The sequence below is a fragment of the Kamptonema formosum PCC 10802 genome, assembly GCF_000332335.1.
Taxonomy (GTDB): domain Bacteria; phylum Cyanobacteriota; class Cyanobacteriia; order Cyanobacteriales; family Oscillatoriaceae; genus Oscillatoria.
In genome coordinates this window covers 6,016,313-6,038,816 of record NZ_KB235948.1, presented here as the reverse complement: position 1 = coordinate 6,038,816, position 22,504 = coordinate 6,016,313, and the positions used below count along the sequence as shown (strand labels likewise).

Genomic DNA, 22,504 nt, shown 5'->3' with positions numbered 1-22,504 from the left:
GTCCTACGCCCAGGACACCACTCTCTCAATGCGGATGGCGAGACTCGAACTCGCAAGGTTGCCCACACGCCCCTCAAACGTGCGCGTATACCAATTCCGCCACATCCGCTTGCAGATTTACATAATACACAATTCCCCCCGACTTGGCAAGAGTTTTCACAGCAGGCTGAAAAAATTTTTTTTCTCACAGGAGTGCCGGTGCCCCCAAACCCTTGTACCACCGGCACTCCAGCCCTTCCCACTCCCGCCAAAAATTTTTCCCCCTCCCCCCTCACCCCCAAAGTCCCCACCGGCAGCGAGCAACAGTGCCCCTTTCCCTTCCTGGGGAACGGGGGAACGGGGGCGGGGTTTCCCCAAAAAAAGCACACCGGCCCCCCTGCGCTGCAGCCCTCCCCAACATGATAAAATCAACAACCTGCATACCGAGCGCATCCCCACAGTCACCCTGAACCCCTCAGAGCGACTGAGCACAGCCCACCCCAACTACCACCCAAAGCTGCCCAATGCGGTTTTCCAAAATTCTAATTGCCAACCGAGGCGAAATCGCCCTGCGCATTCTCCGCACCTGCGAGGAGATGGGGATTGCCACGGTGGCAGTCCACTCTACTATCGACCGGCACGCCCTCCACGTCCAGCTCGCGGACGAAGCGGTTTGCATTGGCGAACCCCCCAGCGGCAAAAGCTATCTCAACATCCCCAATATCATCGCCGCCGCCCTGACGCGCAACGCCACCGCCATTCACCCAGGATATGGCTTTTTGGCAGAAAACGCCCGGTTTGCGGAAATCTGCGCCGATCACCAGATTACCTTCATTGGCCCAACCCCAGACGCCATCCGGGCAATGGGGGATAAATCCACCGCCAAGGAAACCATGCAGCGTGCCGGTGTGCCCACCGTACCCGGAAGCGACGGATTGCTCACCGACGAGAGCCAAGCTCTGGCCACCGCCCGCAAAATTGGCTACCCCGTGATGATTAAGGCCACCGCCGGTGGCGGGGGGCGGGGGATGCGCCTGGTGCGGGAAGAAAGCGAACTGCCCAAACTGTTCCAAGCGGCCCAAGGCGAGGCCGAAGCGGCCTTTGGCAATGGCGGTGTCTATATGGAAAAATTCATCGAGCGCCCCCGCCACATTGAATTCCAAATCCTCGCCGACAGTCACGGTAACGTCATCCACCTCGGCGAGCGCGAGTGTTCCATCCAGCGCCGGCACCAAAAGCTGCTCGAAGAAGCCCCCAGCCCCGCCCTGACGCCGGACCTGCGGAAAAAGATGGGCACAGCTGCCGTCAAAGCGGCCAAATCCATCAAATACACCGGTGCCGGCACCGTGGAATTCCTCCTCGACAAATCCGGCCATTTCTACTTTATGGAAATGAACACCCGCATTCAAGTCGAGCACCCGGTCACGGAAATGATCACCGGCCTGGACCTGATTGCCGAGCAAATCCGAGTCGCCCAGGGGGAAAAACTCCACCTCACCCAAGACCAAGTAAAGCTGCACGGTCATTCTATAGAGTGCCGCATCAACGCCGAAGATCCCGACCACAACTTCCGCCCCAGTCCCGGGCGCATCAGCGGCTACCTCCCCCCCGGCGGCACCGGCGTCCGCATGGACTCCCACGTCTACACCGATTACGAAATCCCCCCCTATTACGATTCTTTAATAGGCAAATTAATTGTATGGGCTCCCGACCGTGCCGGTGCGATCCGCCGCATGAAGCGGGCGCTGCGCGAGTGCGCAATAACCGGCTTGCCCACAACTATTAGTTTTCATCAAAAGATTCTGGAGACACCGGCATTTTTGCAGGGGGATGTCTACACTAATTTCGTCGAGCAAATGATGCGCAAATAACTTGGCATGGGGCATGGGGCGTGGGGCGTGGGGCGTGGCGCATGGGGCATGGGGCATAGCGCATGGCGCATGGCGCATGGGGCATAGCGCATGGCGCATGGGGTATGGAGAAGATTAACAGCAATGCGATCGTGCCCAATCCCCAATGCCCAATGCAAGCGTGCCCCATTACCCCCTCAGCATGGTCAGCAGGCCCTGCTGTCCGAGGAGAATTTCCCGCAGCAGACTGAAAATCCCCACCCAGATAATCGGAGTGATGTCCACGCCGCCCAGGGGAGGGACGAACTTCCTCGCCGGCACCAAAAACGGCTCAGTTGGCCAAGCCACCAGATTGAACGGCAGCTGGTTGAGATTCACCTGCGGATACCAGGTCAGGACAATCCGGAAGATAAACAAAAAGGTCATCACCCCCAGGGCGGGGCCCAAAATCCAGGTGGCGAGCGTCGCAGCTGTCATGGCTTGTTAAGAAATGTAATTTTTTGTAAAAAACACTCATTTTTATTGTACAGTGGCAGAGGAGCGGGGCTGTAGCTGCCGGCACGGCTGCGCCCCGCTCCCCCCATTCGTGGGGCTGCCCGGCGAGCCCAGTTTGGCGAGCCCAGTTTGGCGAGCCCAGTTTGGCGAGCCCAGTAACGCCTGCCCAGTAACGCCTGCCCAGTAACGCCTGCCCAGTTTCGCCAGAAGGTGCCGGTGCTGACCGCCCCCACTTTTCAACGGTGTGACAGAATATTAAAATTAACTCAACAAATTGTTGTAAAAAAGGAACCGGGAACTATGACGCCATCACTCGCGAACTTTCTGTGGAGCCTGCTGTGGGGTGCTGTAATTGTCCTCATCCCCGCCACCGTGGGTCTGATCTTTATCAGCCAGAAGGACAAGATCCAGCGCTCCTAGAGCCTTAACGCTCCAGGAAAACCTCAGTTAAAGCAAGGGGCAGCACTGAAAATTGCCCCGTTGCGCTCAACTGGGGTTTCGCTATATCAAACCAACTTCGCCTCACAGACACAACTCAGTAAGCTTTAAGCCGCACGCCTCCGGTTGCGCTCCTTCTGTGCCCGTGCTCTAATGCAGGACTTTGAGATTTGAAGCGCCAGTCGCTAAAATAGGACTGACACAGGAGAGAAGAAATGGTAAACGTCGGATTTAGCTGGAGCAGTTTGCTGGGCATTGTGCTGGTGGTGGCGGGAGCGGCACTTTACTTTTTGCGCTCAGTGCAGCCCCGCCTCGCCCGCGACCACGATATTTTCTTCGCAGCAGTGGGTTTACTCTGCGGCGGTATATTATTTTTCCAAGGCTGGCGGCAAGACCCAATCTTGCAGTTCGGCCAGTTCTTGCTCACCGGCACCTCTATCTTTTTCGCGGTGGAGAGCGTCCGCCTGCGGGGCGTCACTGCAGTGCAAGCGAAGCGGAGCGCGCCCATTGTCGATGATGAGCGACCGGTCAGCAGAGTCTATGACTACGTGGAAGCTGAACTCGACAACTCACTAGAGCCAGAAGAGGAATTGCCTCCGAGAAGGCGGATTCGGGGAACTCAGGAATCGCGCTATTCTAGAACCCAGGGCTATGAGGAAGAAGTGCGCCGGCGTCCCCCCAGCAGCCGCAACCGCAGTGAGGACAGCTACGGGCCAGAAGAAGGGCCGCGCAAGCGCCGCCCCCGCCCCGCCAGCGAGCGCCCAACTGCGCCGTCCGATCAGTGGGACTCACCGGCTCCTGAAGAAGAAGCGCCCCCGCGCCCGAGCTCTGCCAGAGGTAGTGCCGGTCGCAAACCCGCTGATCCCTCCAGACCGAAACGGACTCGTCCGCCGCAAGAGGCCCCTAGCCGGCCCAGTTCCTATGACCAAGAAGCTACCCCAGCTGACTATGTGGAGTACAAGCCGGTCGGCGATCCCGATGAGGAAGAAGACAATTCAGGCAATTTCGACCGCTAGTCACTCAGCAGTGCCGGCTAACCCGTTCCCGATTTCCCCACGCCCAGTTGCTTTGCCTCCCGGTGAACAGATTGTCTCCCATAAGGTCAATTTATCCCTGGCTGGCTGCCGGTGCAGCTAGCTTTACTGTCGCCTGCAGCCCTGCCAATCTCCCCACACAGCCCGTTGCCATCAACAGCCGCTACACTGACGAAAAGCCGGCCTTGAGTGGCAACGGTCGCTTTTTGGCGTTTGTCTCCAACCGGGAAGGCAGCCGCAATATTCTCCTCTACGACTTGCAGCAGCGCCAGTTTGTCAATTTGCCCTACTTGAACCGGCGCGATGCCGTCGCCGACAGCCCCAGCATCAGCAACACCGCCCGCTACATTGTCTACATCGCCAGCGACACCGGCAGGCCCGAAGTTGAACTCTATGACCGGATTAGCGGACAGTCGCAAATCCTGACGCGCGGGTATATGGGCTGGGTGCGCAACCCCAGCATCAGTCCCGATGGCCGGTATATTGCCTTTGAAACGGGCCGGCGCGGTCAGTGGGACATTGAAGTCATCGACCGGGGACCGCTGATTGAATTGGACCGGCTTGATGGCCCGCCTGCCGGTTCCTCTCCCGCACCGGCACCTTAGAAGATGGGTGGTGATAAACCGCCCCCGTGAAGGGACGCCTAGAAAGTAGGGTGCGTTTCCCTTGGCGAACTCACCCCACTCATGGGAATAAGCTGTTAGGTTTTTAACCGGCTTGTTGGGGAAAGCGCAATTTTTATCTCTAACAAGTCGGGTCACAGGTTGGGCTAAAGCCCTACTGCAAACCGCAATCCCTGGCCCCATAAGGTATAATTATAGCAGTAGGCACTTAGGTTCGTACATTTCGGCCTCTTTTGCACCCCCGCACTCCGGCTCCTATTGTCCTAACCCATATTACTACTGGGATATAGACGTAGGCCAGCGTCTGGCTGCCCTGAAGGTCTAATGTTTTAACCCAAGTGAATACTGCTATATAATCTATACCTGCCAGGGATTTCTCAGTCTGTGAAGCGCTCTATCATTCTCTCCGCTATTGCCCTCACCCTCACCGGCTGCACCGGCTACCCCCGCATCCTCAACTTTCCCTTCGATCCGGGGGGGCGGAGTTTAAACAGCCCCGCAGCGGAAATGAACCCTCAAGTTGCCGGTCGCTATATTGTCTTTGTCTCCGACCGGCAGGGGCGTCAAGACGTTTACCTCTACGACGCCGCCGCCCGGCGCATGGTTGACTTGCCGGGACTCAACTCCCTCGATGCGATCGCCTCTGACCCTGCGATCGCTGAAGACGGGCGCTACATTGTGTTCGCCGGCAGCCGGCAGGGGCGCGCGGACATCTACCTCTACAACCAGCCCACTCGCCAGCTGCGCAACCTGACGGAAAACCTCAGGGCAGAAGTGCGCAACCCCACCATCAGCGCCGATGGCAGCACGATTGCTTTTGAAGCCGGTTTCAATGGCAAGTGGAATATTATGGTAACAGACACCTCTGGGCGACCGCTCAACCTGCCTGCCGGCTTTCCCTGAACTGCCGGGATGTCGGGATTTTTCACCCCCGACGGGCGCAGGTGAACTCCCCCCCAGAACCCCGGTTTCTCAAATAAACTCGGTTTCTTGACGCCGGTGCGCGGTATGATCGTTAGTGGAGATGGGCGATATCTGGCGTTCCAATCCCGCCGGCTTGCTGCCGGTGCTGCTGGCAGCCAACCCGTTCCGAAAGCAAACAATTCTGGTTACGCTTGCGCTAACCGGCACTACAGATAGAGGCTTTACTCAATTGTCTGGTGGGGCTGGGAACGAGTCATTGGCGGTTCTGCGAGCCCCGAAAAGAAAGCCCAGGATCTTATCCACATGAAAGCTTATGTAAACTATTCCTGGGGGCAAGCCTGTAATTGGATTGTAAACTGACCTTTTGCGTAGCTTTTATAGCAGCAGTCATATGGGTTATAGCAGTATGCACTATAGACGTAGGCCAGCGTCTGGCTGCCCTGAAGGTCTAATGTCTTAATCTAAGTGGCTACTGCTATATCTTGCTCCCCTGAACTTTGCGTCAATAAATAAAGTCATTTATTTAGCGTAAATCTTAGGAGTTAAAAGATGAATACTAAGCTCTTGCGTCTGGCAGCATCAGGGATTCTCACGGTGGGAACAGTCACCGGCACGGTAGTGGGAGACGCCCTCACCCCTGCCGGTGTGCCGCACAACAGCCGCGCAATAGCCCAGGATGCCGATGAGCAAATCAACATTCGCGTCTACCAGAAGGCAAGCCCCGCTGTCGTGTCCGTCAGCGCCGGCAAGGAAACCGGCAGTGGTAGCATTGTAAGCTCCGACGGTCTAGTCCTAACCAACGCCCACGTCGTAGCCAGCGCCACCGGCAGCGTCAGCGTCACCCTCGCCGACGGCAGACGCCTGCCTGCAGAAGTGATTGCCTTTGGGGAGAGGGGTCTAGACCTCGCCATGCTGCGGATTCCCAACCAGAGCAACCTGCCGGCGCTTCCGATCGCGGCGAGTTCCGCACAAGTGGGCCAGCGAGCCTTTGCCATCGGCAACCCCTTCGGACGGTTTCAGGGAACCTTCACCGTGGGAATCGTCAGCCGCATCGACCGGCAGCGCGGCTTAATCCAAACAGACGCCGCCATCAATCCCGGCAACTCCGGCGGACCGCTTTTAAACAGCCAGGGCGAGCTGATTGGCGTCAACACAGCCATTTTTACCGCTCGCCAGGGAGGGAACATTGGCATCGGTTTTGCCATATCAACCGATCGGGTGCGACCTTTCCTGAGTGCAGTGCGAGAGGGTCGCGCCCCCCGCACCGCATCGCGGAGTTCCGCACCGGCAGCGCGGACCTTCGCCCCCAAACCTCTCTCCCTCAACGGACAGCCGGTGGCCGGCAAACTCGGTCCCGGTTCCCTGACCTTGCGGGCGGACAGCAGCTTTTTCGACATTTACACCTTTGAAGGGCGGGCGGGACAGCGGGTGACGCTGGAAATGACCAGCCAGGAAATTGACCCATTTCTGATTTTGCTCAACCCTCGCGGGCGGGATGTGGCGCAAGATAACGACGGCGGCGGTGGCAACAGCGCCCGCATTGTGGCCACACTGCCCGCCACCGGCAAGTACACGGTGATTGCCAACTCCTCTCAGGCGGGGGAATCCGGGGCTTACAGCTTGAGAGCGTTTGCCGGTAGCGCTGCCGGTGCCGGCATCGACCCTGGCCCGGAGGGAACCATGAACGTCACCATTCAGAGCGTTTTGGGTCCCGGTGCCTCTGTGCTTCCCTCAGACGGCAGTCTGTACCGCATGACTGCCTTTACAGGGCGTGCCGGCCAGACGGTTACCATTACCCTCGAAAGTCCGGATTTTGACACTTATTTAGTGCTCCTATCTCCCGATGGCAAGGTGTTCAAAGAAAATAACAATTCTAGTAATAATACCACAGATTCTGCTATCACAGCCACACTGCCCCGCAGCGGCGTTTACCGGGTGATTGTCAACGCCTCTGACAGGGATGGGCGTGGCCGGTACACTCTGACTATCCGCTAGGGAGAGAGACAAAATTCCCTCGTTCCCAGGCTCTGCCTGGGAACGAGGGAATACGCAACGCTCATACTGGGAACGAGGCATTCCGAGGGAAAATTTAGCGCAAACCCAGCCAGGTGAAGAAATCCTGACGGGTGAAAAATTCCAGAACCAGCAGCGCCACAAATCCGAGCATGGCAAATCGCCCGTTGATTTGTTCGGCGTAGGGAGTCCAGCCAAAGGCCGGTTCTGGCGGGGTGTAAGGTTGGGTTTCTGGGGGTGCCGGTGAGGCGGGAGTTTCTGGTTTCACTGTTTTATTTTACCTCCGTGAAGAACGCGCCATTATATCACAATATAAGGGCTCTGTCAAGGCTGTTGCTTACTTATTTTTGCCGGCAGAGGGATGCTCTAACTTTTGCACCGCTTCAATCAGCGCGCGAACTTGCTCAGTGCCTTCCGAAGGCTCAAAGTCCATAGGAACCTTCCCTCGCATCAGCATGCGCAAGCCTAGCGGGCCCATCTTGGCTAGCTCTTTCCATCCCTTGAAAGAGTGGTTAAATAAGCGGAGAGCGAACTGGCGCTCATTAATCCAGCCCCCTTCTTTGACGATATCGAGCAAGAGCTTGCGGTGGCGCACCGGCTGGCTGGAACTGGCATCCTTGCGTTCGAGAATTTCCTCTTTGATTTTGCCAATTTGATCCATGGGGGCGACGCCCATCGGACAGACGGAATTGCAGTAGTAGCAGCGGGTGCAGCCCCAAACGCCGGAGGAGATTTGGTTGTATTTTTCCAGCCGGCTTTCGGTTTCGGCGTCGCGGGAGTCTGCAATCGTGCGGTAAGCTTTGGCGAGGGCGTGCGGACCGACAAAATCGGGATTGACTTCGCGGGCGTTGCATTCGGAATAGCATGCGCCGCAGAGGATGCAATTGCCGGTTTGATTGAGCTTCTCTCGCTCTTGTGGGGTTTGGAGGAATTCGCGTTCGGGGATGTTTCGCGCGCCGGTGCTCACATAGGGATCAACGGCTTGCAGATTGTCCCAGAAACTGGCCATCTCCACTACCAGGTCTTTAATCACCGGCATGTTGCCCATTGGGGCGATGGTGATTTCTGGGATAGAGTCTGCCGGTGCCGGCGGCGGGGCGTTTTGTCCGCCCTGTGCGAGCTGGGTTTCTGCAGCTTGGGCGGCGATCTGTTGCAGTCTGGCGATTTCGCTGCCGATATTTTCCTTACAGGCTAGCGCGGACCGGCCATTAATGCGCATGGAACAGCTGCCGCAGATGGTATTGCGGCAATTTTTGCGGAATGCCAGGGTGCCGTCTTGCTCCCACTTGATGCGGTTGAGGCAATCCAGGATGGTGTTGCCCGGTTCGGCGTCTAGGGTGTAGGTTTGCACCCGAGGCGCTGCGCCTTGATTTTGTCGAATGACCTTAAAACGGACTTGCATGCGTGCTACCGATTCCCCTACAGGGAGTGCATAAACCATTTTAGGCCGATTTTGGGGGTGCCGGTGCTGAACCCCTGCCCCCAACCCTTTCGGGGGTGGGTTTTTGGGAGGCTGCCGGTGGATGAGCTCCATCGTTCGAGCTCTGAGCTCCATCGTTCGAGCTCTGAGGTCCATCGTTCGAGCTCTGAGGTCCATCAGTCGAGCTCTGAGGTCCATCGTTCGAGCTCGGAGGTCCATCGTTCGAGCTCAGAGGTCCATCGTTCGAGCTCAGAGGTCCATCGTTCGAGCTCAGAGGTCCATCGTTCGAGCTCAGAGCTCCATCGTTCGAGCTCAGAGGTCCATCGTTCGAGCTCAGAGGTCCAGTCTCAACCACCGGCACCCCGAAACCGGCAAATCTTACGCAAACCCTCTATCCGTAGGGTGGGTTAGCGAAGCGTAACCCACCCCAAACCACATTAAGTGTCGCTGCGTAAGTCCTGAACGGGAAAGGGACCCCAGCCCCTTTCTTCAATCAGACCGGCTTTCTGTTTGCTGGTATAGCTGTAGCCACTTTAATTAGAGCACTGGGACAGGCGGGACGCCTGTCCTACGCCTTATATCCGTAGGGCAGGCATTCTTTGTGACCCCAAAGTCTGATGTGCGTTCCCAATGTGGCTAGTGCTAGAAAAAGACTGACTTTCAACCGGCTGCAAGGATTGAGCCGCCGAGCGCTGTCAGCTGCTGGCAGGTTCCACTCCTCTGCCATCACCGGCTCCCACCCCCATTGTTGCGTTGCTGGCCAAACAGGTACTCCAAAATCTGGCGATTTTCCGCCTGCAGCCCCCGAATCTCGGTTTGCATCTCTCGCATCTCGCTTTGCATCTCCCGCATGATGGCCCGGTCTTCGTCAGCGCTGCGCTGGCTTAGCCGCGTCAGCCGCAGTAAGTCCGACGCCAGCCCCGCTAACGATTCTATAGCCTTGCCGTGCACGCTCAACTGGCCCAACTGGGACTTGATCTGCTCTATTTCCCCTTCCAACGCCTCTAAGTGGGCTTCTGTGTCACCGTCACTCATCACCGGCACCCCCATGACTTGCCCTAACACCCACCGGCAAGCTCGCCTCAATCTCTCCCCGCGCCTCAGCTTCTGCGATTGCCTTCTCAAGAAGGACGCAAATCAGCGCCGACAGGGAGCGACGCTGGCGCTTAGCCAATCTCTCTGCCGCCTCCTTGAGTGCCGGTTCCATATATACTCCTGCCCTAACGAGCGTCGTTTCTTTTTCCTTGGCCACGTTTGTTTACCCAATCACATCACTATTTTATCTCCCTGAAGGGACTTTCACAGCAAAACAGAGATGTTATCTGCAGGACTTACGCTTGCGCCACTATCTGTAGGGTGGGTTAGCGCTAGCGTAACCCACCCCACAATTAAGCTCGCTGGGTAAGTCCTGAGATAAAAAACCCACCCCCAAAAGGTGGGGGGGTGCCGGTGGGAACAGTGGCGTCAGGCTTAAATCGCTCTCGAATAGAAAAGAAAAGAGTTCATCCCACGCGCTGCGCAACGCCCCTGCCGCGACAGATTGCATGTTAGGAATTGTAGGCGTGCTGGATAAGCGATGGTTGTACGCCTCCTGAGAGTGCTAGATTGATGCTATCCCCAGTTGAGGTTTCTGCCCATGACAGTTTCAGCGCTCAACTCAACGAAAATTGAATACCCTGATGAGGATGGATTGCCAATGGCTGAGAGTGATTTCCAGCGCGATGATTTAATGAATGCTGTTAAAGGGCTGGGCATTTACTTCCAGAACCGTCCAGACGTTTACGTTTCGGGAAATTTGTTTATCTATTATGAAGAAGGCAATCCAGCGTCGGTAGTATCTCCAGATGTTTTTGTGGTGTTTGGGGTGGAGAAGCGCAAGCGCCGGTCTTACAAAACGTGGGATGAAGGAGGAAAAGCCCCTGAGTTTGTCTTAGAGATTACGTCAATGAGTACCCGGACTCAAGACCAGGGTGCCAAGAAAGGGATCTATGCTTTTTTGGGGGTGCGGGAATATTTCCAGTATGACCCAACCGGCGACTATCTGAATCCCCAACTTCAGGGGTTGCGTTTAGTAGAAGGGAATTACTTCCCGATTGCCCGGACTGTTTTGCCCGACGGCACAGTGTCGTTAGCGAGTGAAGTGTTAGAACTGGATTTGCGGCTTCTGCCAGATGGCAACTTGCGGTTCTTCAATCCCAGAACGGGTGAGTTTCTGCTAACGCATGAGGAAGCTGAACAAGCGCGGCGGGAGGCTGAAGAGCGAGCGCAGCGATTAGCCGCTAAACTCCGGGAACTGGGGATTGACCCAGATGCGATGTAGAGTTGTGGGGTGCGTGCTGAGTGCGGCACCCCACTATTGATGTTAGGAGTGTGGGGGGAGTGCCGGTGGGAATGCCGGTGGCGTCAGGCTTACATCGCTGAGAGTGGCACTTGAGCGTAACCGGGTATTATAGCAGTAGCTATTTAGGTTAGGACGTAGGACAGGCGTCTCGCCTGTCCCTATCCCTACTAGCCAGTGAAATGCCTTGTCCTAAATTTACTGTCTATTGCTATAAATGGAGTCCTCCCCTGTCACTAAATCCCACAGCGCATTAATCCCATCCCCTACCTGTGTTGAATCTTGGTGCCGCTCAATCCACTCGGCGACAGCAGGGGCAATCTCGCTGGGTGTTTTGCCCAGCTTAACCAGTGCCCGAGCTGCATGGAAAAGCACCAGAGAATCCTCATCTTGCAGCTGGTTCAATAGTGCTTCAATCACCGGCTCCGAGGCGTTTCCCAGCTCACCTAGTGCAGCGGCAGCATTGACACGCACCCGAGAATTCTCATCCTCTCGCAGTCGGCTCAACAGTGCTTCAATCACCCGCTCCGAGGCGTTTCTCAACTGACCTAGTGCCTGAACAGCACTGAAACGCACCCGAGAATCCTCATCCTGCAGTCGGCTCAACAGAGTTGCGATGACCTCTTCTTTTTCCCCCAGCGCCGCACGGTATTCCAGCAACCGCACTTCATCCATCCGCTCTGCAGAATCTTTCAACAGCTGCAGCGCTTGATCTTCCAACTTAGTCTCATTCAGACCGCACAGAATCTTAAAAACCTGAGAGCGTATTGTCCACCCCACTCGGCGATCGTCCTGAATTTCCAGATCGACTAATCTCCGCAAAATTTCTTCCACGAGACTGGCATCTGCCACCTTGAAATCTTCCGTAAGGCAGATGCCGGCAAATAAAAGGTTGCGGTGCAGCCAAGGCTCGTAAGGTGTGGGTTGCCGGAGGATTTCCTGAAGGGCTTTCGTCGCTCCTTTGGAGGTTTGCTGCGCGATGACCAGCAGCAAAACCTCCCGCCAGTGGGCGTTGTGGAGATATTTGCGGATGTGTTCCAGCACTACATCGCTATCATCTCGCTGCTGATAGAGGATTTCTTCACCGGCGAGATATTCTTGAAACGTCTTGTGCGCAAAAGCGTAGCAGTCCTGCCCCTGTTCGTTCAGCAACCCCGTGCGCTCGCGGATGTATTCCACAAACCGCTTGGCTTCTCCCTCCGCCTGGTATCGCTTCACGCCCGTTTCGTCCGCAATGAACTCCCCTAATTTTTGAATGAGTTCCTCGCGGTCGATTAACGTGCCGCCCTCCTTGTCGCCGGTGCCTCCCTGCGCGTGAATCCAGTAAGCCAGCCGCTGCATCAAGCGCTCCAAATCATCCCGATTGAGATATTCCAGAGGACAATGCCTCATTTCCTTGCCGTCGTCCCACGCAGTTAATAAAGTCTTCACTGCGCGGTCGTAGAGTTTGTATCGCTGTCTGGGCAGATAAGCTTCGTAGCGGTGAATCAGAGCAATAATTGTCAGCAACAGCGGGTTTCTCGCCAGCAGCTTAATCCGCTCTCCCCCCTCCAAAGCTTGCTTCAGGCTGTCTTTGCGCCGCTTGGCTTCCTCTGGGTCTGAGATGCGGCTGCTATACCAATTGTCAATAAACTGCTGGATTTTGGTATCGTCAAACAGCTGGAGGGTGAAGTGCGGGAACTCATCCGTGCGGAAAAAGTCTCGCCGGTAGCCCGCCGGTCTGGAGGTGATCACAGCCCGATTCTGCGAAAATTGGCCCAGAAAAGACTCAATCTGTTCCACAGCCGTATACCGCCTGCCGGTGTCAGCCACCTCATCCAACCCGTCCAGTAAAATTAACGCCCGCCCATCTTCCAGCCAATACTCAAAGAACCCTGCCGGCAAATTTGGTACGGATAGATTTTTCTCGGCAAAAATCTTGATATAATCGAGAAGGCCGGCACTATCTAGCAGTCTCGCCCAGTCGCGAATCAGAATCAGAATAGGCAGCAAGTCTGTCTCGGCTGAGAAACCCAGTTTTTCCGGCTGTCCCGCAGCCAGCATGACTGCAAAGTAACTCATCAAAGTCGTTTTGCCGGTGCCCGGATCTCCCAGCAGCACCACTTTATGAGACTGGCTTTCCCGCAACAGCTGCTGTGCGGAAAACGTCCTGCCGGCGGGCAGGTTCGCCTCCCGTCGCGCTCGCTGGCGCTGCTCCCAGAGCAATTCTGCCTGACGGTTTTCCAGCGCACTTTCGAGCGCACTCTCTAGCAGCCATTGCTGTGCCGGCATCTCCTCCCGCACGTCAGGCATGACAAAAATTTTCTCCAGCAGGGCGGATTTATCTATTTCTTGCCCCTCTACCGCAACTCCAGCAAACTTCACATCATCAAACCGGCTTGCCAGCTGCTTTAGATAGACTTTTTGGGCAATCTTAAACCTTAAATACGTGCCGGTGCGCTCAAAATAAGTGTCCGCCAACACTTTCAGCCAAGGCTCAATCAGAGATTCGTTGAGTTTCCCCTTGACTTTTGGGTGTTCTTGTGCTATCTTTTTAAAAGCCTCGACTAAATAAGCGACTTGCGGCTGTTCTTGCTTGGCCAGAGGTCTTGCCAATTCCTCCTGAACACCGGCATCATTGAAGACATCAGCCAGAAAGCCGGGAATGAAATCTGGCTCGCAGCGAAAGAACAGATGCTGTTCCAGGGGCAGTTTTTCATCGTAGTCAACGGCTGCCTGAATGCCGGCTTTTAGGGCTTTTTCGACATCCGTAGGGTTTAACTTGCTGCCGATTGTGCTAACCAACTGCTTTGCAATGTTGCCGGCAGCACTCCCAAGCACCGACTTGAACACCGTGCCGCCAATCCCTTCCCATATTGCCATGCGTTTTTCTGACTCACCCACTTTGAATTCTATTATGCCCTACCGGCAGCAGACTGGAGCGCAAGACTGTGGGGCTCAAGCCCAACTGCGAACTTTGGGCTAAAGTAACTCGTAGGGTGCGTTCCCTCTTAGGGAACGCACCCTACCCCTACCCCTAACCTCAGGCTAAAGCCCAACTACGAACCTTTTGGGCTGAAGCCCAACTACGAACCTTTGGGCTAAAGCCCAACTACGAACCTTTTGGGCTAAAGCCCAACTACGAACCTTTGGGCTGAAGCCCAACTACGAACTTTTGGGCTGAAGCCCAACTACAAACCGGCAGCCCAGGAACGCTAGCCACTCTTGTCCCCCCTCCCCGCACGCGGGGAAGGGGGGGCCCCCTCTGGGGATAAGGGGCAGGGGTTAGGGGGTGGGGTTCTTCCGCCAATGCCCAATGCCCAATGCCCGATGCCCTACCGTGCCAATATAGATAGTGTAGGCCCTGAGTATTCCCCAACTCCCATGCAAAGCGAACCCATCTCCAGCCGCTTGCCCAAGGTTCAAATTTGGCGCAGGGGGTGCGCCTTCTCCATCGACGCACTGCCGGTGTTCCTGATTGGCGCACTCCTCGGAGGGAGTTGGCTGGTTCAACTCATCCTTTGGTTTATCTTCCGAATCGTCATTGTTTCCCGCACCCAGGGCCAAAGCTTCGGGCGCTGGGCCTTCGATATGCGCGTCGTAGACGAACGCACCGGCAAAACCCCCGGACTCCTCGAACTCTTCAAACGGGAAGGGCTCACCGGCATTGGCCTCATCTGGGCCATCACCGGCTTCACCAACCTCAGCCCCACCACCGCCCAGTACATGCTGCTGCTGCTCCCCGTGGCCATCGACTGCGGCGTGGCCAACTTCGACCCCCAGCTGCAGCAAGCCTTTCACGACCGCATCGCCGGCACTATCGTCATCGCCACCCGGCGGGGCTACTCCCTCGATCTAAAAGTCAAGCGATGGGTTGCTCAATTGCGCCGTTTTGTGAAATAATAGTTATTTGCGTTTAAATCTGTATCCCTTTTAACCCGGCAAAGTTATGGCTAAGGGCGTCCGCCTTATCATTACCTTGGAATGCACCGAGTGTCGCTCAAACACCGCAAAGCGCACTCCGGGCGTATCCCGCTACACCACCACCAAGAACCGGCGCAACACCACCGCCCGGTTGGAACTCAAAAAGCACTGCCCTCACTGCAACAAGCACACAGTCCACAAAGAAATCAAGTAGGGATTGGGCATTGGGCAGTGGGCAGTGGGCATTGGGCATTGGGCATTGGGCCACAGCTCATGGGCCAAGATGGCTCACCGGCCACTAACCGCTTTGAACTGACAACAGACAACAGACAACCGACAACCGACAACTGCTATGGCTTACTTTCGTCGCCGCGTTTCACCGATTAAACCAGGGGACCCTATCGACTACAAAGATGTCGAACTGCTCCGCAAATTCATCACGGAGCGTGGTAAAATATTGCCGCGTCGCATTACAGGTCTGACTGCCAAACAGCAGCGAGACATGACAAAAGCGATCAAACAGGCTAGGCTAGTGGCTTTGCTGCCCTTCATCAACCAAGAAGGATAATCAAAAAGCTGAAGTGGAAAGGCTGAAAGCTGAAAATTCAACCTTGACACTTCACACCACACACTCAATACTTTAGATTTTATAGTTCATTCGTCAGATAAGCTTGTGGATAAGGGAACGCTTATAGAATTTCGGTGGCACGGCGACAGACGGCTCGCCGTGGCAGAACGTCCAGATGGCAAAAAGAACTGGATCGTAATCGATGAGAATAACCAATCTCACAGCATCCCACCCAAGCAAATCAGTTATGAGGTAGCCGGCGGAACCTACAAACCCTCAGACATCCCCAAGTTCCGCCAAGAGGCAGACCAGTACCTCGATCCCTCCAGCTTGGAAGTCGCTTGGGAATTCCTGGCAGAGGAGGGGGAGTCGGTGGAGCCGGCGCAAATGGCGCAGCTGCTGTTTTCCGAGCAGAGTCCAGCGCAGTGCTACGCAGCTTACCTCTTGCTCTGTGAGGACAAACTCTATTTCAAGCAGAAGGGAGAGCGCTACGAGCCCCGCTCAGCTGCGATGGTAGCTGAACTCAAACACCAGCAAGAGGTGGAGCGCCAGCGCCAGCAAGAGTGGCAGGAATTTTTAGGTCGCGTGGGGCAGCGGATCTCCGGCGAGCCGGTGGAGTGGCTCAACACCGATCAGTCCCGCATCGACGCCCTAGAACGGTTCGCCGCCCTCGGAGAAGAAGCCAATCACCGAGCTCCCGCTATAGAAACTCTAGCAGCCCTGAAACGCCCCGAAACTCCTCAAGGGGCTTTTCAGCTTTTGGCAGATTTAGGAGTGTGGACTGAGCACGAGAATCTCTTTCTCCGCCGCAGCCAGATCCCGATTCAGTTCTCTACCAAGGTGCTGGAAGTGGCCCAACGCAGCTTGAATTCGACGCCCCCCGATCCCGACTCAAACCGGCTGGATTTAACCCATCTCAAGGTGTACACCATCGACGATGAATCCACCCAAGAAATTGATGACGGCTTGAGTTTGGAATATCTCCCAGATGGACGTCAGCGCGTCTGGGTTCACATTGCCGATCCCACCCGCTTGCTCTCCCCCGGAGACGAGCTGGACTTGGAAGCTCGCCGGCGCTGCACCACACTATACCTGCCCACCGGCATCATCCCCATGTTCCCCCCAGAACTGGCCACCGGCCCGATGAGTCTGGTGCAGGGCCGGCTCTGCTGCGCCCTCAGCTTTGCCATCATCCTCGATGAAACCGGCGGAGTTCAGGAGTACACCATTCACCCGAGCACCATCAAGCCCACTTACCGCCTCACCTACGAGGATGTGGACGAAATGCTGCTGCTGGGCATCTCTGCCGAACCAGAAATCTCCGCCCTGGCAGAGTGGGCCAAACGCCGGCAGCAGTGGCGGCTCTCCCAAGGGGCGATCAGCATCTCCATGCCAGAAGCAGTGATCAAAGTGCGCGGAGATGAGGTCCAAGTTCAACTGATGGAAGACTCCCGCTCCCGACAGCTGGTTGCAGAAATGATGATTTTGGCCGGCGAAGTTGGCGCTCGCTACGGTCAAACTCACAGTCTCCCCCTGCCCTTCCGCAACCAGCCCCAGCCCGAACTGCCCTCGGATGAAGAGCTGCTGCAGCTTCCCGCCGGTCCCGCACGCGCCTGCGCCATTCGCCGCTGCATGCCCAAGAGCGAAATGAGCACCATGCCGGCACGCCACGCCAGTTTGGGTTTGGACACCTACGCCCAAGTCACCTCTCCCATCCGCCGCTATACCGACTTGCTCGCCCACTTCCAGCTCAAAGCTCACCTCCGAGGCGATCCCTTGCCCTTCTCAGCTCAAGAACTCCTGGACGTGATGCTCAGCATTGCTTCCATTGTCTCTGAAGCCAGCTTGGTGGAGCGCCAAACCAACCGCTACTGGGCCCTCGAATTCCTCCGCCGTCACTCAAATGAGGTCTGGCAAGCCCTGATGTTGCGCTGGCTGCGAGAGGATGAAAACCTAGGACTGGTGCTGCTAGAGGAGCTGGGCTTGGAGCTGCCCATGCGCTTCCGGCGCTCGGTGCAGCCCGGCGAGCGCCTGGAATTGAAAGTGACTCACTCAGATCCCCGATCCGATATTATCCACTTCCAAGAAATGGTTGCTCAGGCAGCTCAGCCGGCAGCTAGCTGAGGGCGGTGCGCTTCGGCGCACCCTGCCGGCGGCCTGAGATTTTATCAGGGTGAATCGCTGTTATTTGAACCGCCATAGACCCGCCAGCGGCTTGCCCGTTGGGCAGACGCAGAGAGCGCCAAGGGATTTAAAGAAGGGTTCAGGCGGATTTGAAAAGGTATTGCCCAGCCGGTTGAAGAGCTGCGGGGCTAAATGATAATTTATCTGGTTGAATAGTAATATATTTTATATAGCAGTGAGCAGTTAGGTTAGGACGTAGGACAGGCGTCTCGCCTGTCCCAGAGACCTTGAGGGCAGGTGTTCCCTCCGACCTCAAAATCTAATGTCCGTTCCCTAAGTGGCTAGTGCTAGAACCGCCACAGACGCGCGGCGCGGCTTGCCCGTTGGGCAGACGCAGAGAGCGCAAAGGAATTTAAGGAAGGGTTCAGGCGGATATTAAGAACTTTGGAGAGTGAGGAGCGAGAGCGAAGAAGTGAGGGAGCGAGCCGGTATCTGCCTCAGACAGCCGGTGTAACGGGTATGGGGCATGATAGGGTATGACTGTTTGCGGTCGCTGAGTCATGTCACTCCCACCTGAGCGCTCAATCAGAATAGAACTTTATCTTAAGGCTTCGCAGCCGGAGCTGTTAGAGGGGCTGGATGCGCTGTTGCGTCTGGGTCTAATTTCTGACGCTCAGGTTCGCCAGCTTTGCCGGCAATATCTCTCCTCTCCACTTCCGGAACCTGTCGCCCCACCGGCACCCGAGCCGGCACCCGAACCGGCACCCGAACCGGCACCCGAACCGGCACCCGAACCGGCACCCGAACCGGCATCCGAACCGGCACCCGAACCGGCACCCGAACCGGCACCCAAACCGGCACCCAAACCGGCAGCGAAACCGGCACCCGAACCGGCACTAGCTTTCAGCAGCAAAGAGCTCCGAGCACCCCGATTGCCCAAAGGACTGCAGTCACTGATGGCAGAGATCAGCGTCAGGTGGCTGCTATTTCTCGGCGTGTTCATGGTAGTCGTGTCATCAGGGTTGCTAGCCGCCAGCCAGTGGCAGAAATTTCCGGCAGCAGGACAGTACGGGGTTTTGCTGGCCTACACCTTAGTATTTTGGGGCGTGTCCTACTGGGCGGCAGCCCAGCCTTCCTTGCGACTCACCGCTCAGACATTGCAGCTAGTAACCCTGCTCCTCGTGCCGGTGAATTTTTGGGCAATGGATGGGTTTGGGCTGTGGGGAGACTCCCCCGGATGGCTCACCGCAGCGATCGCAACAGCTGCCCTCACCGGCATCACAGTGTTGCTGTTCAAAAATCAGCAAAGCTTATCCCGCCGGTACTCCATCAACAGTCTGGCGCTGAGTTACCTGCACTGGGGCTGGAACTTGCCCGGATTTCCCCTGCTGGCGGTTTATCTCGGCATCGTGGGAACCGCCCTCGCCCGCGCCTTCAAAACCCCCAAACCCGAAGATGCCGAACAGGACCGGCCAGAAAACACTCCCGCCGCTACGCCCCTTCCCCTTCCCTCTGCCACTGTAGTCGGCTACGCCCTGGGAATCCTGCTACTGCGGGCCATATTCGCTCGTGTGGACATCAGCCAGTTGGGGTTGGCCATAGGAATTTGCGGCTGGCTGTTTCCCCGACTCTATCCCCAGAGCAGCTACGCTGCGCGAGAAATCGGCAAACAGGAGCGCCTCTACTCCCTGTCGCAGCACATTGGGGGCAGCTTGCTATTTTTCGGCTGGCTGGTTTCCGCGCCGGCAGAACCCCAGCAGGCGATCGCAGTCAGCGGACTCGGCCTGTGGTGGCTAGCCGAACGCTTGTGGCGCTTTTGGCGGCGTGCCGATTTAGCCGCCATCTTCATCACTGGGTTGCAAGCACTCTGGCTGGCGTGGCAGCTAGTCCCACCGGCACTCCAGCAATCCCTGCTCGCAACCGCCACAGAGCTGTCCGGCATTCCAGAAACCGACTCTCGCCCCTTGCTGGGCTTGGCACTATTTCCCTACCTGCTTCTCACCCTCTCAATAGCCGACTGGCTGCACCGGCAGTGCGCAGAGGGCCAAACCGTCCCCCCAGAACTCGCCACATTCAGCGAACAGCTCGCTCTCGCATTTGGGACCTGCCTGACCTGTCTCACCTTGCCCTATCCGAGCTTGCGCACCCTGAACCTGCTGGCATCTACCCTCACCCTGGCAAGCGTCACCCGCCGGCGCACCCCCACCCGAGTGCGCCTGGTATACCTCACCCACATCAGCGCTCCCCTCACTCTCAGCTCAGCCATTAACTGGATTTGGCCTTCCCTGCCCCTCGGTGCCTGGGCCGCCTTTTATTTAGCCCTAGCGCTAGCAGAGCTGTCATTCGCCGGCCTCCCCTCAAACCCCGCCCAGAAAACATCGAATCCCCCACCCAGCCCTGTCCCGCAAGACAGAGCTAGCGAGAGAGATAAAACACCGGCAGGAGCCATTTCTCCAGTAGAGACGCGATTTATCGCCTCCGAAGACGCTGTGGTGGAAAATCAGACGCAATCTATCGCCTCTGCTGACTCTCCCCGGGAGGATCGGACAGCCTCTAGCCCCGAGCCCCCATCCCCAAATCCCCAAATCCCGGCACTGATTTGGCAGCAGAGCGCTTGGCACCTGGGGCTAATCCTTGCCAGTGCCAGCTATGGCCTGCTGCTGGCCAATTACTTCAACTTCCTTTACGATTTTCCTGACAGCCGCCCAGAGTGGGGCATCTTGTGGCTGGCCGCACCCGCCGCCCTCACCGCCGCCGCCAGGCGGTCAGATTCCCAAAGACGCCGGCAAGCCAGCTCTTTTAGTGTGGCCGCCTCACTCATGGCGCAACTGCTGGCGCTCACCGTACCGGGAGCCCGCTTAATTACGTTGGGCGTCGCCACTGCAGTCATGTCTGTCAACACCCGATATTTGCGGCTGTCGAGCGCCGCCCGCATCACTGTGGGAATGGCGCTGAGTTTCTTTTTCCTGCTGCTGTGGGATGGCATTCCCGGTTTGCCCCCACTGTCCGCCGATGCCTGGGCTGTCACTGTCGCGGCGGCTGTCACTGCTTTGTGGGGCTGGCGAGGCTGGCTTGTCCGCAACTCTGGGCTGGCAGAGCCGAACCCCGAATGGGAAATAGAGAGCCCCTCACTCAGCGCTCTTTACGCACCGGCAGCCGACTTCTGGGCGATCGCACTGTTTGCCGGCTCCCTTGCAGCCCTGACGTCTCACTCTTTCGCCGTCTACTGGAAAGTTACTGACCCCTCCCTTGCTGCCACCGCCGCCGCCGCTCTGATAGCCGGTGCGATCGCTTATCGCAGCTGGCCGCAACCCTCCAACCGCACGCTTTACTGCTTTGGCTGGAGTCTGGAAGTGCTGGCAGCAGAGGTGTTGGGCTTTGCCGGTCCGGAGGCGCTGCACGTGGCGGTTGCCAACATTGCCCTCGGACTGATTGCCCAGCTGGCCGGTGACTGGTGGCACCGGCACTCCCGCAACCGAACGCCCAGCAGCCTGCACCTGATGCCCCTGCTCTACGGCGGGTTCGCCGCCCTGTTGCGCTGGGACTCCCTCACCGCTTGGACAGGGTTCACCACCTTGGGGCTGGCGCTGATTGCCATTGGTGTGGGACGCCGGCGCGAGGAATTCAAACCCCTCGTCTACATGGCCCTGATTGGGGTGTCCGCTTCCGCCTGGGAAATTCTCGCCTATCAAATCTCACCTATGGCGGATGGCGACCGGCTCATCGCCTTCGCCACCCTGGGCGCGATCGCCATGTCCGCCTACCGCACCGGAGCGCCGGCACTGCTGGACTACTTGCGCCTCACCGAGAAAGAAGTGAGAGTCGTTGCGCACCTGCACTGGATTGCCAGCAGCTGGCTGTTGCTGGCGGCTATCAGCGCCCCTATCGAAGTCGCTGACTTAGTGGGGTTGAGCACCGGCATCTTTTTAAGCAGCTATGCCATCGTGCAAGGGCGTCACAATCCCAGTCGGGCTCTCGCAGAAATCTGGATTTATGCCGGCATCCTAGAAGCCGCCGCCATCGCCATTTATATCGGCAGCAAACTGCATTTTGGGGGGCTGTTGCTGCCTTGGGCAGCGGCGCTCAGCGCTGTCGCCGCCTATTTTCTCTGGATTCTGCCCTGGGAGCGCTGGGGCTGGCCAAAACAGCCCTGGCTGCGCTCCGCAGTCGTGCTGCCGGTGGGTGCCGCACTGCAAACCGCACAGGCCATTAACCCAGCTAGCTTGCTTATTGTCTCCGCATTCTACATTTTCCTGGCTCTGCTGAACCGGCAAATTCGCATCACCTATGTGAGCGCATTTTTCATCAACTGGGCGATCCTGCGCTGGTTCTTAAATCTTAACGTCACCGATCCCTTGGCGTACACTGTCCCACCGGCTCTGTCTCTGCTATACATCGCCCAAGTCGATGCCGGTTTCCAGCCCCGCCAGCAGAAACAGGCTCGCCACTTCCTGCGCCTGACCGGCGCGGGCGCGATTTGCTTTGTGGCGCTGCTCACCTCTAACTGGTTAGTATCTGGCTCTTTGAGTCTTCTGGCGATTTTTGCCGGCTTAGCCTTTCGGGTGCGGGCTTTCCTCTATGTGGGAACTGCAGCGTTTGTACTGAATGCCGTCAATCAGCTTATTATTTTAAGCCAGGAATACGCTTTTGTCAAGTGGGTGATTGGCCTGCTACTCGGCAGCGCCTTGATTTGGATTGGCGCTACGTTTGAAACTCGGCGGGAACAGATTCTCTCTCTGGTGCAGAACTGGATTGTTGAGTTTCAAGAGTGGGAGTAGGGCATGGGGCATGGCGG

General features: G+C 57.0%; 22 protein-coding genes and 1 tRNA gene. 13 read left to right on the top strand and 10 right to left on the bottom strand.

Features of this window, described 5'->3' with window-relative positions:
• Positions 1-29 precede the first annotated feature (29 nt).
• Both OSC10802_RS0126575 and OSC10802_RS51155 read right to left on the bottom strand, forming a co-directional pair.
• Positions 30-109: transfer RNA gene (locus tag OSC10802_RS0126575), tRNA-Leu, on the bottom strand.
• A 47-nt stretch (positions 110-156) separates the two neighbouring features.
• Positions 157-366, bottom strand: coding sequence for a hypothetical protein (locus OSC10802_RS51155; RefSeq protein WP_155968413.1), 210 nt, complete (start codon positions 364-366; stop codon positions 157-159).
• A gap of 137 nt (positions 367-503) precedes the next feature.
• Between OSC10802_RS51155 and accC the strand changes: the two genes are divergently transcribed.
• Positions 504-1,850 carry an acetyl-CoA carboxylase biotin carboxylase subunit gene (gene accC / locus OSC10802_RS0126565; protein WP_017719811.1) on the top strand — a complete coding sequence of 449 codons (1,347 nt, stop codon included), beginning with the start codon at positions 504-506 and terminating at the stop codon, positions 1,848-1,850.
• A 168-nt stretch (positions 1,851-2,018) separates the two neighbouring features.
• Here accC and OSC10802_RS0126560 read toward each other — a convergent pair whose 3' ends face one another.
• A complete protein-coding gene (locus OSC10802_RS0126560) occupies positions 2,019-2,306 on the bottom strand; it encodes a YggT family protein (protein ID WP_017719810.1) in 288 nt (95 codons plus the stop codon).
• 318 nt (positions 2,307-2,624) lie between these two features.
• Here OSC10802_RS0126560 and psbX point away from each other — a divergent pair, with 318 nt between their 5' ends.
• The 6 genes from psbX (at position 2,625) to OSC10802_RS0126530 (ending at position 7,338) form a co-directional block, all read left to right on the top strand.
• On the top strand, positions 2,625-2,744 hold the full coding sequence (psbX, locus tag OSC10802_RS0126550) for a photosystem II reaction center X protein (RefSeq protein ID WP_017719808.1): 120 nt from the start codon (positions 2,625-2,627) through the stop codon (positions 2,742-2,744).
• Between the two features lie 233 nt (positions 2,745-2,977).
• Entirely contained in the window at positions 2,978-3,778 is an 801-nt protein-coding gene (locus OSC10802_RS0126545; RefSeq protein ID WP_017719807.1) for a Ycf66 family protein, read from the top strand.
• Positions 3,779-3,849: 71 nt separating this feature from the next.
• On the top strand, positions 3,850-4,401 hold the full coding sequence (locus OSC10802_RS0126540) for a TolB family protein (RefSeq protein WP_017719806.1): 552 nt from the start codon (positions 3,850-3,852) through the stop codon (positions 4,399-4,401).
• A 402-nt stretch (positions 4,402-4,803) separates the two neighbouring features.
• Positions 4,804-5,322 (top strand): TolB family protein, encoded by a 519-nt coding sequence (locus OSC10802_RS0126535; RefSeq protein WP_017719805.1) that lies wholly within the window; start codon positions 4,804-4,806, stop codon positions 5,320-5,322.
• 105 nt (positions 5,323-5,427) lie between these two features.
• A complete protein-coding gene (locus OSC10802_RS55880; RefSeq protein WP_255349177.1) occupies positions 5,428-5,559 on the top strand; it encodes a hypothetical protein in 132 nt (43 codons plus the stop codon).
• A 333-nt stretch (positions 5,560-5,892) separates the two neighbouring features.
• Positions 5,893-7,338: a trypsin-like peptidase domain-containing protein gene (locus tag OSC10802_RS0126530; RefSeq protein WP_017719804.1), complete on the top strand. Its 1,446-nt coding sequence runs from the start codon at positions 5,893-5,895 to the stop codon at positions 7,336-7,338.
• A gap of 94 nt (positions 7,339-7,432) precedes the next feature.
• On the opposite strand, the gene OSC10802_RS0126525 is transcribed toward OSC10802_RS0126530, so the two are convergent.
• The 6 genes from OSC10802_RS0126525 to OSC10802_RS51145 form a co-directional block, all read right to left on the bottom strand.
• Complete coding sequence (locus OSC10802_RS0126525; protein ID WP_017719803.1) at positions 7,433-7,624, bottom strand: CAB/ELIP/HLIP family chlorophyll-binding protein; 192 nt, start codon at positions 7,622-7,624, stop codon at positions 7,433-7,435.
• 69 nt (positions 7,625-7,693) lie between these two features.
• The gene (locus OSC10802_RS0126520; protein WP_026098838.1) at positions 7,694-8,758 is read right to left on the bottom strand and encodes a succinate dehydrogenase/fumarate reductase iron-sulfur subunit; all 1,065 of its coding nucleotides are present in this window, start codon (positions 8,756-8,758) and stop codon (positions 7,694-7,696) included.
• Positions 8,759-9,344: 586 nt separating this feature from the next.
• Positions 9,345-9,503: a hypothetical protein gene (locus tag OSC10802_RS51150; protein WP_155968409.1), complete on the bottom strand. Its 159-nt coding sequence runs from the start codon at positions 9,501-9,503 to the stop codon at positions 9,345-9,347.
• Positions 9,503-9,811 (bottom strand): hypothetical protein, encoded by a 309-nt coding sequence (locus tag OSC10802_RS41920; protein ID WP_044170205.1) that lies wholly within the window; start codon positions 9,809-9,811, stop codon positions 9,503-9,505. The genes OSC10802_RS51150 and OSC10802_RS41920 overlap by 1 nt, the downstream gene beginning before the upstream one ends.
• Entirely contained in the window at positions 9,804-10,028 is a 225-nt protein-coding gene (locus OSC10802_RS41915; protein ID WP_017719800.1) for a hypothetical protein, read from the bottom strand. The genes OSC10802_RS41920 and OSC10802_RS41915 overlap by 8 nt, the downstream gene beginning before the upstream one ends.
• Before the next feature lie 93 nt (positions 10,029-10,121).
• Positions 10,122-10,322 (bottom strand): hypothetical protein, encoded by a 201-nt coding sequence (locus OSC10802_RS51145; protein ID WP_155968407.1) that lies wholly within the window; start codon positions 10,320-10,322, stop codon positions 10,122-10,124.
• 90 nt (positions 10,323-10,412) lie between these two features.
• On the opposite strand from OSC10802_RS51145, the gene OSC10802_RS0126505 reads away from it, so the two are divergent.
• Positions 10,413-11,096, top strand: coding sequence for a Uma2 family endonuclease (locus OSC10802_RS0126505; RefSeq protein WP_026098836.1), 684 nt, complete (start codon positions 10,413-10,415; stop codon positions 11,094-11,096).
• A 216-nt stretch (positions 11,097-11,312) separates the two neighbouring features.
• Here OSC10802_RS0126505 and OSC10802_RS0126500 read toward each other — a convergent pair whose 3' ends face one another.
• Positions 11,313-13,976 (bottom strand): NACHT domain-containing protein, encoded by a 2,664-nt coding sequence (locus OSC10802_RS0126500; RefSeq protein ID WP_017719798.1) that lies wholly within the window; start codon positions 13,974-13,976, stop codon positions 11,313-11,315.
• A gap of 501 nt (positions 13,977-14,477) precedes the next feature.
• Here OSC10802_RS0126500 and OSC10802_RS0126490 point away from each other — a divergent pair.
• From OSC10802_RS0126490 to OSC10802_RS44845, 5 genes are all read left to right on the top strand, one after another.
• A complete protein-coding gene (locus OSC10802_RS0126490; RefSeq protein ID WP_017719797.1) occupies positions 14,478-14,996 on the top strand; it encodes an RDD family protein in 519 nt (172 codons plus the stop codon).
• Between the two features lie 46 nt (positions 14,997-15,042).
• On the top strand, positions 15,043-15,231 hold the full coding sequence (rpmG, locus tag OSC10802_RS0126485; protein WP_017719796.1) for a 50S ribosomal protein L33: 189 nt from the start codon (positions 15,043-15,045) through the stop codon (positions 15,229-15,231).
• A gap of 138 nt (positions 15,232-15,369) precedes the next feature.
• Positions 15,370-15,585 carry a 30S ribosomal protein S18 gene (gene rpsR / locus OSC10802_RS0126480; RefSeq protein WP_017719795.1) on the top strand — a complete coding sequence of 72 codons (216 nt, stop codon included), beginning with the start codon at positions 15,370-15,372 and terminating at the stop codon, positions 15,583-15,585.
• 105 nt (positions 15,586-15,690) lie between these two features.
• Positions 15,691-17,709: a ribonuclease catalytic domain-containing protein gene (locus OSC10802_RS0126475; protein WP_026098835.1), complete on the top strand. Its 2,019-nt coding sequence runs from the start codon at positions 15,691-15,693 to the stop codon at positions 17,707-17,709.
• Between the two features lie 560 nt (positions 17,710-18,269).
• Positions 18,270-22,487 carry a hypothetical protein gene (locus OSC10802_RS44845; RefSeq protein ID WP_017719793.1) on the top strand — a complete coding sequence of 1,406 codons (4,218 nt, stop codon included), beginning with the start codon at positions 18,270-18,272 and terminating at the stop codon, positions 22,485-22,487.
• Positions 22,488-22,504 lie beyond the last annotated feature (17 nt).